The sequence below is a fragment of the Kocuria tytonis genome (assembly GCF_003226895.2).
GTDB classification, from domain to species: Bacteria; Actinomycetota; Actinomycetes; order Actinomycetales; family Micrococcaceae; genus Kocuria; species Kocuria tytonis.
On the sequence record NZ_PNJG02000001.1, the window covers coordinates 1 to 13,161 of the forward strand.

At 71.6% G+C, this 13,161-nt stretch carries 11 protein-coding genes and 1 rRNA gene; 10 read left to right on the forward strand and 2 right to left on the reverse strand.

What is annotated here, in order from left to right; genetic code table 11:
• Positions 1–213: 213 nt before the first annotated feature.
• Positions 214–330, forward strand: a 5S ribosomal RNA gene (gene rrf, locus C1C97_RS00005).
• 522 nt (positions 331–852) lie between these two features.
• Here rrf and C1C97_RS00010 read toward each other — a convergent pair.
• Complete coding sequence (locus C1C97_RS00010; RefSeq protein WP_110921000.1) at positions 853–2,064, reverse strand: dicarboxylate/amino acid:cation symporter; 1,212 nt, start codon at positions 2,062–2,064, stop codon at positions 853–855.
• 314 nt (positions 2,065–2,378) lie between these two features.
• On the reverse strand, positions 2,379–3,440 hold the full coding sequence (locus tag C1C97_RS12370; protein ID WP_199712202.1) for a hypothetical protein: 1,062 nt from the start codon (positions 3,438–3,440) through the stop codon (positions 2,379–2,381).
• Between the two features lie 6 nt (positions 3,441–3,446).
• On the opposite strand from C1C97_RS12370, the gene C1C97_RS00015 reads away from it, so the two are divergent.
• The 9 genes from C1C97_RS00015 to C1C97_RS00055 all read left to right on the forward strand — a co-directional run bounded on the left by C1C97_RS00015 (position 3,447) and on the right by C1C97_RS00055 (position 12,968).
• Positions 3,447–4,463 carry a hypothetical protein gene (locus C1C97_RS00015; protein ID WP_233542633.1) on the forward strand — a complete coding sequence of 339 codons (1,017 nt, stop codon included), beginning with the start codon at positions 3,447–3,449 and terminating at the stop codon, positions 4,461–4,463.
• Positions 4,456–5,490: an HAD-IIA family hydrolase gene (locus C1C97_RS00020; protein WP_121030440.1), complete on the forward strand. Its 1,035-nt coding sequence runs from the start codon at positions 4,456–4,458 to the stop codon at positions 5,488–5,490. Before C1C97_RS00015 ends, C1C97_RS00020 begins: the two co-directional genes overlap by 8 nt.
• Positions 5,487–5,891 (forward strand): hypothetical protein, encoded by a 405-nt coding sequence (locus C1C97_RS00025; RefSeq protein ID WP_110919478.1) that lies wholly within the window; start codon positions 5,487–5,489, stop codon positions 5,889–5,891. Before C1C97_RS00020 ends, C1C97_RS00025 begins: the two co-directional genes overlap by 4 nt.
• Positions 5,888–6,655 carry a TlyA family RNA methyltransferase gene (locus tag C1C97_RS00030; RefSeq protein WP_121030442.1) on the forward strand — a complete coding sequence of 256 codons (768 nt, stop codon included), beginning with the start codon at positions 5,888–5,890 and terminating at the stop codon, positions 6,653–6,655. Before C1C97_RS00025 ends, C1C97_RS00030 begins: the two co-directional genes overlap by 4 nt.
• A 77-nt stretch (positions 6,656–6,732) precedes the next feature.
• Positions 6,733–7,809, forward strand: a complete 1,077-nt coding sequence (locus C1C97_RS00035) for an NAD kinase (RefSeq protein WP_407657228.1) — start codon at positions 6,733–6,735, stop codon at positions 7,807–7,809.
• A complete protein-coding gene (gene recN / locus C1C97_RS00040) occupies positions 7,806–9,518 on the forward strand; it encodes a DNA repair protein RecN (protein WP_110919477.1) in 1,713 nt (570 codons plus the stop codon). Before C1C97_RS00035 ends, recN begins: the two co-directional genes overlap by 4 nt.
• A gap of 31 nt (positions 9,519–9,549) precedes the next feature.
• The gene (locus C1C97_RS00045; protein ID WP_121029433.1) at positions 9,550–11,265 is read left to right on the forward strand and encodes a CTP synthase; all 1,716 of its coding nucleotides are present in this window, start codon (positions 9,550–9,552) and stop codon (positions 11,263–11,265) included.
• 3 nt (positions 11,266–11,268) lie between these two features.
• Positions 11,269–11,925: an NUDIX domain-containing protein gene (locus C1C97_RS00050; protein ID WP_012398603.1), complete on the forward strand. Its 657-nt coding sequence runs from the start codon at positions 11,269–11,271 to the stop codon at positions 11,923–11,925.
• Between the two features lie 128 nt (positions 11,926–12,053).
• Positions 12,054–12,968, forward strand: a complete 915-nt coding sequence (locus C1C97_RS00055) for a site-specific tyrosine recombinase XerD (RefSeq protein WP_012398602.1) — start codon at positions 12,054–12,056, stop codon at positions 12,966–12,968.
• Positions 12,969–13,161: the final 193 nt, after the last annotated feature.

Here is a 13,161-nt window from a genome sequence, read left to right on the forward strand (position 1 = left end):
CATCAAGGTGTGGTGTTCGCGTTCACTATGTGGTTGACCACCAACAACCCGTGTCACGGATCCCGGGGTTCCCGGGGTGGTGTGGCAGGGTGTGTGGTTGGTAGCAGAATAAGTGTTTCCATGGTTGTCATGGGAGACCGTTGAGGTTTCCACTCGATCATCTACTGGAACCCCTGATGGTGGGGGTGTGGTGGGTGTGTGGGTGGGTAGGTTTCCGGTGGTTATAGCGTGGGGGAAACGCCCGGTCCCATCCCGAACCCGGTAGCTAAGACCCGCAGCGCTGATGGTACTGCACTCGGTAGGGTGTGGGAGAGTAAGTCACCGCCGGAATTCACGTTGAAGGGTTGAGGCCCCACACCTATTGGGTGTGGGGCCTCCCCGCATTTAACAAGCACAATCCGCGGCGGGCCCCGCCGCACCAGCACCGGCCCGGGTGTGCCCTGGTAACGGGGACCAGTCCGCGGCGGTGTGGTTCGCGCGAGCATATTGCACACCCCTTCCAGCGTCGTGCGCGGGGGTATTCCCCGCCGGCACAGAAGACACCCAAGCACCGCACCGGTACCGTGCGTGGTGGCCCATTGTGAAAACAGGGTGGGCCGCAGCACACCGTGTCAGCACCGGATGTGGCAGCACACTTTCGGGGGCCAGAACCAAGCCCCCAGGGCCAGATCAGCGCCGCCGGTTCAGGCGTAGGGAGCCATGCTGCCCACGAGCGGAGGCGGCCACGCTCAAGACACCCCGGCCCCGGGTACCTAAAAGCGCCTCGTCGCTGGCCCGGGGTCGGGAGCGGGTGGGGGAATGGCTGTGGCGCGCCGTCCGAGGACGCCGCGCCACAGGCGGGTGAGGTGCGCGTTAAGCGGCCGGCACCGAGGGGGCGTTGCGCAGCTGACCGTCCTTGCGCTTCAGCATCCGATCCATCACGGCGGCGATAGCACCGTCACCGGTCACGTTGCAGGCGGTGCCGAAGGAGTCGATGGCCACGTAGGTGGCGATCATGAGACCCACGGCGGTCTCGTCGAACCCCAGGGAGGACTGCAGGATCGCAACGGCGGCCATGATGGCGCCACCGGGCACACCGGGAGCCGCCACCATGGTGACGCCCAGGAGGAAGATGAAGCCGATGTACTGCCACGTGTTGATCGGCATCCCTGAGATCGTCATGATCGCCAGGGAGAACAGCACGATCTTCATGGTGGACCCGGACAGGTGGATGGTGGCACACAGCGGGACGGTGAACCCAGCGACCCGCTCGTCCACCCCGTTCTTCCTGGTGCATTCGAGCGTCACCGGAATGGTGGCGGCGGAGGACGCCGTGCCCAGTGCCGTGGCGTATGCCGGAAGCATGTTCTTGAGCATCGTGAACGGGTTCCGGCGGGTGACGAGGCCCGCCACGCAGTACTGGATGACCAGAATCACCACGGTCATGAGGAACGCGAGGATCACCACTCGCAGGAACGTGGAGATCACCAGCGCGATCTGGCCGTTCATGGTGAGGCTCAGGAACATGCCGAAGATGTAGACCGGCAGCAGGGGGATGATGATCTTCTCCACGATCCGCATCACGATGGTGCGCAGCTCACCGAAGCCCCGGTGCAGCGCATCACCGTGGACGAAGGTGATTCCCACACCGATGCAGAAGGCCAGGACCAGCGCCGTCATCACGTCGAAGACCGGCGGCATCGTGATCTCGAAGTAGCCGCTCAGGGCGTGGTCCTCCGGATTCTCGAGTCCGCTGAGGGAGGCGTGCCCGCCCAGGAGCCAGGGATAGCTCGTGCGTGCCACGAGGAACGCCAGCATGCCGGCGAACACCGTGGACCCGTAGGCCAGGGCGGCGGTGACGGCGAGCCACTTCCCGGCACCGCGGCCGAGGTCCGCGATGGCCGGGGTGACGAGTCCCACGATGATGAGAGGGATCAGAAAGCCGAGGAACTGACTGAAGATGCCGTTGAACGTCATGAACACGCGGGCCAGCCATTCCGGGAAGAACACTCCGAGGACGACGCCCAGGACGATGGCGAGCAGCACCCGCAGCAGCAGGTTTTTGGAAAGGGATCTCAAACGCATGCTCCATTATCAACCGACGTCGGTCACGGGGCGGTGAGCCACTCCTGGAGCGCCGCGGGCCGTCACGGAGCCGGACGGTCGGGGGCGTGCGGTGCGCCCTCCCCAGCATTGGGAGTCGTCCGTGCCCCGTTTGTAGAATGCTCTTCAGACCAGTGGGCCACGCAGTGTGCGGGGCCCATCGCACCATGGCCCAGGGCCGCAGTAGGAGACACCCCTTGAACGAATCTGAACAGCACGGGTCCCGCGATCACTCGGACCGTCGGCGCGGCGGCGCTGACCGCAGCAGCCGGGGTGGTCGGGACGATCGCGGTGGTTCACGGGGTGGCGGCGATCGGTCGTACTCCCGCGGTGGCGGGGGATCCCGCGACGGCGGTTCCGGTGGCTACCGGGGCGGTTCGGCAGGGGGACGGGACCACAGGGATCGTGACGGGCGCACGGAGCAGTCCCGTGGCGGGGATCGTGACCGACGCGGGGGTGGTTTCGACGCTGCCCGTGATGACCGCCGGCGCAACGAGAACCGGGGTGACCGCACGGAATATCGTGGCCGCGACGATCGTCGGGACGACCGTGGTTCGCGGGGCCGTGACGACGAGGCGGGCCGTGGCGGTGACCGCGGCGGCTACCGGGGCCGTGACGAGCGCCGCGGGGGTGGTTTCGACGGCCGGCGGGACGAACGGCGTCGTGATGACCGCGGCGGGTTCCGCCGCGGCGGTGACGACCGGCGCGACGACTCCCGCGACGGCTACCGGGGCCGCGATGACCGGCGGTCGGGAAGCGGGTACGGCCAGGACGGCGGGGGTCGGTCCTACGGTTCCCGCGGGGACGACCGCCGGGACTCGTCCGGGGGCGAGGACCGGAACCGTTCCCGCGCCGGTGAAGGCGGTTACCGGGGGCGCTACGACGACCGCCGGGACCAGCGCGGGGGTGGACGCGATCAGCGCCCCTCCGGCGGATACGGGCGCTCCGACGGGCGCGGTGAGCGCCCCGGGCGCTTCGACGACGCCGGCCGGGGTCACGGCGACCGTGCCGGCGCCCGCGAGTTCCGCGGGGGTGGCCGGGGCGGTGACAACGAACGCGGGCGTCCCGACCGCTCCGCAGATCGCCGCGGCGGCCGCCCGGACCGCCGGGACAACGGCGGCCCGGACCGCTCGGGCTTCACCCGCCGCGAGGACCGTGGTCGGGAACGCGCCGGCGAGCGCCGCTCGGACTACGGCGTCCGCGATCGTGGCGATCGCCGCGGCGGCCACGACGACGCGCGCCCCCGTTTCATCGCCCCGGAGATCGACCAGGACGTCACAGGTCGCGAGCTCGACCGTACGATGCACCACGAGTTGAAGGCTCTGGAACCGGGCAATGCGGAGCGTGTCTCGCAGCACCTGGTGATGGCCGCACGGTACCTGGACGACGATCCCGAGTTCGCACTGGAGCACGCCAACGCGGCCGTCCGCAAGGCGGGACGCATCAGTGTGGTGCGCGAGGCCGCGGGCGTGGCCGCGTACGCCGCGGGCGACTACGCCCTGGCCCTGAAAGAGCTGCGCACCCATCGCCGCATCTCCGGGTCCCAGGAGCACCTGCCCCTCATGGTGGACTGCCAGCGGGCACTGGGCCGGGCCGACAAGGCCATGGAAGAGGCCACGTCCGATGCCGCGGCTGCCCTGGACGCGGAGGGCAGGGCAGAGCTCGCCATGGTCGTGTCCGGGATCCACGCGGACGCGGGCGAGCACGACGCCGCTCTGGCGGCCCTGGAGATCCCGCAGCTCGACAAGAACCGCGGGTTCGTCTACAGCCCCAAGCTGTTCCGGGCCTACGCAGAGGCCCTGCGCGCGGTGGGGCGTGACAAGGAGTCGACGACCTGGGAGCGGCAGGCCGTCGTTGCTGAGGCGGCCATGGGCCTGGGCCAGTTCTCGGAACCGGAGATCGTGGACCTCGGTGACGATCTGGACGAGGACGAGGCGCGGCGCACCGTTCGCGAGGTGCAGCGGCGACACAGCGCGGAGCGCCCGGGAGACTCCGGAGAGACGGGCCCCGGAGAAACCGTTTCCGGGGAGCAGAAGCCCTCCGACGCGGAGGGCGCAGAGACGACGCAGACGTCCGCCGGGGCGCAGCCCGTCGAGGGCTCCCCGTCGGCGGCGGAGCCCGCCGACGCCGAGGCCCTGGGCCACGCGGATCTCGCGGGGGAGGTGTCCCCGTCCGAACTTCCCGGCGGGGACTCCGCCGCCGTGTCCCACACCGCCGCGGATGACGACTCGATTGCCGCGGGCACGTCCGCACCCGCTGTGGGAGGCTCCGGCGAAGAGACCGTGCGCCCGGCAGAGGATGCACCCGTGGCGCCCCCCACGGAGGACTCGGACGGTGCCGCGGACTCCGGTGCCGCAGACCCCGAGCGCCGCGATGACTGACGCGGCGGGGCGGCTCCCGTGTGAGGGCGAACCGCTCGTCGGACGCTTCGACGCCCTGCTGTGCGATCTCGACGGGGTGGTCTACGCCGGGCCCCACGCGATCGACGGCGCCCCGGAGACCCTGGAGCGCGTCCGGAGCGCCGGGTGCGCCGTGATGTACGTGACGAACAACGCCTCCCGGCCCCCGGCGGCCGTGGCCGAGCACATCACGTCCCTGGGGGCGCCCACCGCGGTGGAGCAGGTGGTCAGCTCAGCCCAGGCGGCGGCCGCACTGCTCGCGGATCGGCTCACGCCAGGCAGTCCCGTGCTGATCACGGGGTCCGCGGCACTCGCGGACGAGGTCCGCGCCGTCGGGCTCGTGCCGGTGCGCTCGCAGGACGAGGGACCCGTGGCCGTGGCCCAGGGCTTCGACCCGCACCTTGGCTGGGAGCAGCTGGCGGAAGCCGCGTTCACCCTCGCGGACGACTCCGTGCTGTGGTGCGCCACCAACACGGACCGCACGATCCCCAGGGAACGGGGCATCGCACCCGGCAACGGGACCCTGGTGGCGGCGGTCGCCGCGGCGTCGGGCAGGGAGCCACTCGTGGCGGGCAAACCCGAGGCGCCGATCTTCCGCGAGGCGGCCGACCGGGTGGGCGCCACGCGCCCCGCGGTGGTGGGGGACCGTCTGGACACCGACATCCTCGGGGCGCACAACGCGGGCATGGAGAGTGTCCACGTGCTCACCGGGGTGGACTCCGCAGCCGCCGCACTGGCGGCCTGCTCGTCCCAGCGGCCCAGCTACCTGCTGGGCACGCTGCGTGAGCTGTTCGAGCCGTATCCCGCCGTTGCAGTGGCGGGTGAGGGAGATCGGATGCGCGCCATGTGCCGGCAGGCTCGCGCGGAGGTGGCGGGCGACGTCGTGACGGTCACGGCACCCCACGACGACCTCGACGGGTGGCGCGCGGCATGCGCCGCCTGGTGGGCGGCGCGGCCCGGTGCGTTCGTGGCCACCGATCCCGAGGTGCACTGGGAGGACCCGGCATGAGCGAGGACCCCGGGGGTTCGGCCCCGCGGCCGCCGCGCACCGGTCTCGATGCCGTGGACCGGGTGCTCGCGCGTGCGAGCGGGATCGCGCGGCTGCCGGTGACCGAGCGCGCGGCGGCCTACGACAGCCTGCACGGGGAGCTCGAGCGGATCCTCGCGGCGGACCCGGCGTCCCTTCCCACCGGGTTGAGCGGTCCGCCGGGATCCAACGAGAGTGTTCCGGTTCCCGGCGGCGGTCGCGGCGGCGCCGACGACGTCCCGCGCACGACGGGGGGTGTCTCCCACACGGGCGGTGCTTCCCACACGGGCGGCGACGCCCCGGACCCTGCCGAGGGCCCCGAGGGCGGGTCCGCTGCGGCGCGCCCGAGCGCCTGCGGTGACGACGCGGCGTCGTGCCGGTGAGCGCGCGACTGGACCGGGTGCTCACCGACCGGGGACTGGCCCGCTCGCGGACCACCGCGGCGGGGTGGATCAGGGCTGGGCGGGTCAGCGTCAACGGCGAGGTGGTCCGCAAACCGTCCGCTCCTGTGGCGGACCAGGACGAGGTGGTCGTGGCGCCGTCCGAGGGGGACGAGTACGTCAGCCGCGCGGGCCACAAGCTGGCGGGTGCTCTCGCGTGCTTCCCGGACGTGGACCCCCGGGGCAGGCGTTGTCTCGACGCCGGAGCCTCCACCGGCGGGTTCACGGACGTGCTGCTGCGCCGAGGAGCGCGCGAGGTGGTGGCCGTGGACGTGGGCCACGACCAGCTCGTGGCCGAGCTGCGGGCGGATCCGCGCGTGCGGGTCCACGAGGGGCTCAACGTGCGCCACATGGCCCCCGAGGACATCGGGGGTCCCGCGCAGCTCACGGTGTGCGACCTCTCGTTCATCTCCCTCACGCTCGTGATCCCGGCGCTCGCCGCGGCCACGGTGGCGGGAGGTGACCTGCTGCTCATGGTCAAACCCCAGTTCGAGGTGGGGGTCCACAACCTGTCCCGCACGGGGGTCGTCACGTCGGAGACGGCCCGCGCGGCGGCGGTGCAGCGCGTGGTGCACTGCGCGGGCGAGGCCGGCCTGGACGTTCTCGGGACCGCGACGAGTCCGCTGCCGGGGCAGGACGGCAACGTGGAGTTCTTCGTGCGGTGCCGTCGCGCAGCGGCCGGTGCCCGGGTCGGTGCGCTCGCGTAGTGTGGTCGGAGTCAGCCCGCCGTGGGAGTCGATCGCAGGAGGATGGTCTGCAGGACGTGAGCCGCAAAATCTTGGTGATGACGCACACGGGACGGCGCGAGGCCATGGCCGCCGCGCGCCAGTCGTGCGAGCAGCTGCACACCGCAGGACTCGTCCCGGTGCTGTCACGCCCGGACCTCGAGGCCCTGTGCGCCGACGGACTGGACATGCCCCCCGTGCAGATCCTCGAGGAGGAGGTGGCGCTGCGGGAGATCGAGATCGTCATGGTGCTCGGCGGCGACGGCTCCATCCTGCGCGCCGCCGAACTGGTCCGCGGGGTGGACACGCCCCTGCTGGGCGTCAACCTGGGGCACGTGGGCTTTCTCGCGGAGTCCGAGCGGTCCGGGCTCAGCGAAACGGTGGAAGCCATCGTGGACGGGCGCTACACCGTGGAACGCCGCATGGCACTGGACGTGACCGTCTGGGAGCACCGCCGCCAGGTCCTGCACACGTGGGCGCTGAACGAGGCGTCGGTGGAGAAGGGCGACCGCGAGAAGATGATCGAGGTGGTCACGGAGGTGGACCGCCGCCCCCTGTCCACGTTCGGGTGCGACGGCGTGGTCATGGCCACGCCCACGGGGTCCACCGCCTATGCGTTCTCCGCGGGAGGCCCGGTGGTGTGGCCGGAGGTCGAGGCGCTGCTCATGGTGCCCCTGTCCGCGCACGCCCTGTTCTCCCGCCCGCTGGTGATCTCACCGCGTTCGATGATGGCCGTGGAGGTCCTCACACGCACGGACGCCCGCGGGGTGCTGTGGTGCGACGGTCGCCGCACCGTGGACCTGCCCCCCGGTTCCCGGATCGAGGTGCGGCGTTCCGAGAACTCCGTGAACCTGGCGCGCATGCACGCCACCCCGTTCTCCGAACGGCTCGTCAAGAAGTTCGAGCTGCCCATTGCCGGGTGGCGGGGACCCATGCCCAGCGAACAGGTGGAGGCGATGACCAGCGCTCTGCCCCTGAGGCAGCCCACCACCAAGGTGGCGCAGGACCAGGCCCACCCCAAGCTCTCGGTGGGCCGCGAGATCCCGCACCACGGCGCGGACGACGGCGCCCCCCGCACGGATGCCGCGGACCACGCCGGCCACCCGGACCACGAGAACGGGGCGGTCCGCCCATGATCGAGGAGATCCACATCCACGACCTCGGCGTCATCACCGACGCCGTCCTCCCGCTCGGCCCCGGGTTGTCGATCCTCTCCGGCGAGACCGGTGCGGGCAAGACCATGGTGGTCACCGCCCTGGGGATGCTGCTGGGCAACCGGGCGGACGCCGGAGCGGTGCGCTCCGGCAGCGCCAGGGCCCTCGCGGAGGCCACCGTGCGGGTGCCGGCGGAGCATGCCGCGGTCGCCCTCGTGGAGGAGTCCGGCGGCACGGTGGACCGCGAGGACGTGGCCGGCCACGAAGAAGCCCTGATCCTCGTCTCCCGCACGGTGTCCGCGGAGGGGCGCAGCCGCGCCCACGTGGGAGGCCGCTCCGCTCCGGTCGGCACGCTCGGCGCCGTGGGCGAGGCACTCGTGGCCGTCCACGGCCAGTCGGACCAGCTGCGGTTGAAGTCCGCGACCGCCCAGCGCCGGGCCCTCGACGACTACGCGGGCAGGCCGGTCGCCGCGGAGCTCGCGGCGTTCCGGGAGAAGCTCACCCGCTACCGCAGCGTCGTCGCCACACTGCGCGCGGCCAAGGAGAACGCCCGGGAACGCGCGCTGCAGGCCCAGAGCCTGAGCACCGCGCTCGCGGAGATCGACGCCGTGGAACCGGTCCCGGGGGAGGACGCCCAGCTGGACGCGGAGAGCGAGAAGCTCACGAACCTCGAGTCCCTCCGCGGGGCCGCCACCACCGCCCACGCGGCACTCAGTGGATCGGACGCCGACGACGCCCCGGACCTCAACGCCGTGGCGCTGCTGTCCCAGGCGCAGCAGGCACTCGAGCTGGAGTCCGACGCGGACCCCGAGCTCGCCGCCCTCGCGGCCCGCGTGCGGGAGCTGACCGTGGTCGCCGCCGACGTCGCCGCGGACCTCTCGGGCTACGCGGGCGGCCTGGACGAGGACGGCCCGGCCCGCCTCGCGGAGGTGGAGGCCCGGCGCGGCGCGCTGCGGCGACTGACCAAGAAGTACGGGGCCACGATCGACGAGGTGCTGTCCTGGGCGGACGAGGCCCGCACCCGGCTGGACGAGCTCGTGGTGGACCCGCAGCGGGAGGACGAGCTGCGTGCGGAGGGGGAGGCACTGCACGCGGCCCTCGAGAAGCACGCGGCCACGCTGCTGGAGCTGCGCCGCGCGGCGGCGGAGAAGCTGGCCGCCGCCGTGAGCGCGGAGCTCAGTGCGCTCGCCATGCCCAACGCCACACTGGTGGTCGCGGTGGAGCCCGCGGAGCGCTTCACGGACGACGGCCGGGACACCATCGAGTTCATGCTCGCCCCGCACGCCAAGGCCACACCCCGGCCCCTCGGCAGGGGAGCCTCGGGCGGCGAGCTCTCGCGCATCATGCTGGCCCTGGAGGTCGTGCTCTCCGAGGTGGACCCGGTGCCCACGTTCGTGTTCGACGAGATCGACTCCGGCGTGGGCGGCAAGGCGGCCGTGGAGATCGGACGCCGGCTCAAGATGCTCGCCAAGAACGTGCAGGTCCTGGTGGTCACCCACCTCCCGCAGGTCGCGGCGTTCGCGGACCACCACATCCTGGTGACCAAGTCCTCGGACTCCAGCGTCTCGGACGTGAAGGTGCTCACGGACGAGGAGCGCGTGGTGGAACTCGCGCGCATGCTCGCGGGCCACGAGGACTCCAGCGCGGCCCGGGAGCACGCCCGTGAACTCCTGCGGGACGCCGTCGCATGACCCCAAGCCCCTCATCCCTCACGAAACACGAATGGTAGGCTCGAATCTCGTGGTGAACGCTCAGGACGCCGCCCGCGAGGCAGGCGCAGAAAAGAACAATGGCAAAGTGACCCGGCAGATCTTCGTCACGGGAGGTGTCGCCTCGTCCCTCGGGAAGGGGCTGACCGCGTCCTCCCTCGGAATGCTTTTGCGGGCGCGCGGGCTGTCCGTGACCATGCAGAAGCTGGATCCCTATCTGAACGTGGATCCGGGGACCATGAACCCCTTCCAGCACGGCGAGGTCTTCGTCACCGACGACGGCGCCGAGACGGACCTGGACATCGGGCACTACGAGCGCTTCCTGGACGAGAACCTCGACGCCTCCGCGAACGTGACCACCGGTCAGGTGTACTCCACGGTGATCGCCAAGGAGCGCCGGGGCGAGTACCTGGGGGACACCGTCCAGGTCATCCCCCACATCACGGACGAGCTCAAGCGCCGGATGCGCCGCCGCGCCGAGGACGAGAGCGCCCCGGACATCATCATCACCGAGATCGGCGGCACGGTGGGGGACATCGAGTCGCAGCCGTTCATCGAGGCCGCCCGCCAGGTGCGCCAGGACGTGGGCCGGCGCAACGTCTTCTACCTGCACGTCTCCCTGATCCCGTTCATCGGCCCGTCCGGTGAGCTCAAGACCAAGCCCACCCAGCACTCCGTGGCCACGCTGCGCGGGCTGGGCATCCAGCCCGACGCCCTCGTGCTGCGCTGCGACCGGGACGTCCCGGACGCCATGCTGCGCAAGATCGGCAGCGCGTGCGACGTGGACCTCGACGCCGTAATCTCCTGCGCCGACGCCCCGAGCATCTACGACATCCCCAACACCCTGCACTCCCAGGGCCTGGACACCTACATCCTGGACTACCTGGGGCTGGAGTACCGGGACGCGGACCTGCGCCAGTGGTCCCGGCTGCTCACCGCGGTGCACGAGCCCGAGCACCAGGTGAGCGTGGCACTGGTGGGCAAGTACATCGACCTCCCGGACGCGTACCTGTCCGTGTCCGAGGCGCTGCGCGCGGGCGGCTTCGCCAACAACGCCAAGGTCACGCTCAAGTGGGTGGCCTCGGACCTGTGCGACACCCCCGAGGGCGCGCAGCGCGAACTCGGGGATGTGGACGCGATCTGCGTCCCCGGCGGGTTCGGCATCCGCGGGCTTGAGGGCAAGCTGGGTGCTCTGGCGTGGGCCCGTGAGCACAAGGTCCCCACCCTGGGGCTGTGCCTCGGCCTGCAGTGCATGGTCATCGAGTACGCGCGCAACGAGGTGGGCCTGCCCAACGCCTCCTCCACCGAGTTCGACCCGGACACGGACACCCCGGTGATCGCCACCATGGAGGAGCAGAAGCAGTTCGTGGAGGGCGCCGGTGACCTGGGCGGGACGATGCGGCTGGGGCTGTACCCCGCCGCGCTCGCCGAGGGTTCCGTGGTGGCGGAGACGTACGGCACCACGGAGGTCTCCGAGCGCCACCGCCACCGCTACGAGGTGAACAACGCCTACCGCGAGGCGCTGTCCGCGGCCGGGCTGCGGATCTCGGGCACCTCCCCGGAGGGCACCCTCGTGGAGTTCGTGGAGCTGCCCCGCGAGGAGCACCCCTACTACGTGGCCACGCAGGCCCACCCCGAGCTGGCCTCGCGGCCCACACGGCCGCACCCGCTCTTCGACGGTCTCGTCAAGGCCGCTCTCGAGCGCCGGGGCGTCCAGGCCAAGGCCTGAGCCGTGGAGTACACGAGCATCACCGCCGAGCAGCTGACGGATCGCCCGGATCCGCACACCGTCACGGATTCGCGGACCGTCTACGACGGCGCCATCTGGGACGTGTGCAGTGAGTCCTTCCGCATGGCGGGCCAGGAGGAACCGCTGACCCGGGAGTTCATCACGCACCCGGGGGCGGTGTCCATGGTCGTGCTGGACGAGAAGGAACGGATCCTGCTCATCAACCAGTACCGCCACCCCGTGCGCAAGCGGATGTGGGAGATCCCAGCGGGGCTGCTCGATGTGTCCGGGGAACCCGCGCTGCAGGCGGCCCAGCGCGAGCTGGGCGAGGAAGCGGATCTCACGGCCCGGACGTGGCACACGCTCGTGGACTTCGACAACTCGCCAGGCTCCTCGGCGGAGGCCAACCGGATCTTCTTGGCCCGTGACCTGAGCGAGGTCCCCGAGTCCGAGCGGTTCGAACGCGAGGGCGAGGAGGCGGAGATCGTGGCTGGTTTCGCGGACCTCGACGACGCCGTGGCTGCGGTCATGGCCGGGCGGATCACGTCCCCTACGGCCACGCTCGGCATCCTCGCCACGCACATCGCGCGGTCCCGGGACTGGGCCACGCTGCGCGCACCGGACGCCGAATGGACCTCGCGGCCGCGGCACGAGGGGTGAACGACTCCCTCGAGTCGCACGGTCCCATCACCGAACCACTGCCGATCGTGGACGGGGGACCGAGGGCGGGTGCGGCGCCGTCGGCCTCGACGACCAAGGCGGAGGCCGCACCGGAACTGCGGCGGGCCGTGGCGCGATACCTGGACCACCTCGTGGTCGAGCGCGGACTCGCCGCGAACACCGTGAGCGCGTACCGCCGGGACCTCGCGCGCTACCTGCAGCACCTCACGGCGACCGCCGCGCACGTGCGCGTGCCCAGGGACATCACGGCCGATCACGTGCGGGCGTTCGTGCGGCGCATCCGCGAGGGCGACGCCGCCCACCCGGCCCTGTCCGCGCGCAGCAGTGCGCGGGTGCTCGCGGCGGTGCGGGGGGCCCACGCGTTCTGGGTCACGGAGTCGAGCGTGGACACGGACGTCGCGTCCCGCGTGAGCCCGCCCATGCCGCCGCAGCGGCTGCCCAAGGCCATCGGCGTCACGGAGGTCGAGAACCTCCTGGCCGCCCCGGACCCGGACACACCCGCGGGACTGCGGGCCCGGGCGTTCCTCGAACTGCTGTATGCCACGGGTGCGCGTATCTCCGAGGCCGTCGCGCTGGACGTGGACGACCTGGCCGGTCTGCACGACGAGGACCTCGCCCTGATCCGTGTGACGGGCAAGGGCGCCAAGCAACGGCTCGTGCCCGTGGGATCGTTCGCCGTGGCGGCCCTGGACCGCTACCTTATCCGGGCCCGCCCCGAGTTGGCGCGGCACGGTCGGGGGAGCCCGGCGGTGTTCCTCAATGCTCGCGGCACGCGGATCTCGCGGCAGACGGCGTGGAACATGGTCAAGGACGCCGCGCGCACGATCCACCAGGAGGAGCGGATCACGCCGCACACTCTGCGCCACTCGTTCGCCACGCACCTGCTCGAGGGCGGCGCGGACCTGCGGGTCGTGCAGGAACTGCTGGGTCACGCCTCCCTGGCCACGACCCAGATCTACACGCGCGTGTCCGTGGAGTCCCTGCGCGAGGTCTACGCGACGTCCCACCCGCGAGCGCGCTGAGCCGGCAGCGTCGGGGCCGCACGCTGAGCCGACCACCTCGGGAGCCGCAGCACACGGAGTGGGTGACGTTCCGCCCGCACACCGAGCCGGCGACGTCGCCCGCTGCACCGCCCGGAGCCCGGGACCTCCCGTGCGTGGGCGCCGGGCCCGCGAGGGGTGGGGAGCGGCGTCGTCGGCTGTTCGCCCATAGGCC

Excerpts from the sequence above, each read along its gene's own strand:
- C1C97_RS00025 (WP_110919478.1), top strand. The coding sequence starts at position 5,487 with ATGAGCGAGGACCCCGGGGGTTCGGCCCCGCGGCCGCCGCGCACCGGT.
- C1C97_RS00045 (WP_121029433.1), top strand. The coding sequence starts at position 9,550 with ATGGTAGGCTCGAATCTCGTGGTGAACGCTCAGGACGCCGCCCGCGAG.
- C1C97_RS00015 (WP_233542633.1), top strand. The coding sequence starts at position 3,447 with ATGGCCGCACGGTACCTGGACGACGATCCCGAGTTCGCACTGGAGCAC.
- recN (WP_110919477.1), top strand. The coding sequence starts at position 7,806 with ATGATCGAGGAGATCCACATCCACGACCTCGGCGTCATCACCGACGCC.
- C1C97_RS00020 (WP_121030440.1), top strand. The coding sequence starts at position 4,456 with ATGACTGACGCGGCGGGGCGGCTCCCGTGTGAGGGCGAACCGCTCGTC.
- C1C97_RS00010 (WP_110921000.1), bottom strand. The coding sequence starts at position 2,064 with ATGCGTTTGAGATCCCTTTCCAAAAACCTGCTGCTGCGGGTGCTGCTC.
- C1C97_RS00035 (WP_407657228.1), top strand. The coding sequence starts at position 6,733 with ATGACGCACACGGGACGGCGCGAGGCCATGGCCGCCGCGCGCCAGTCG.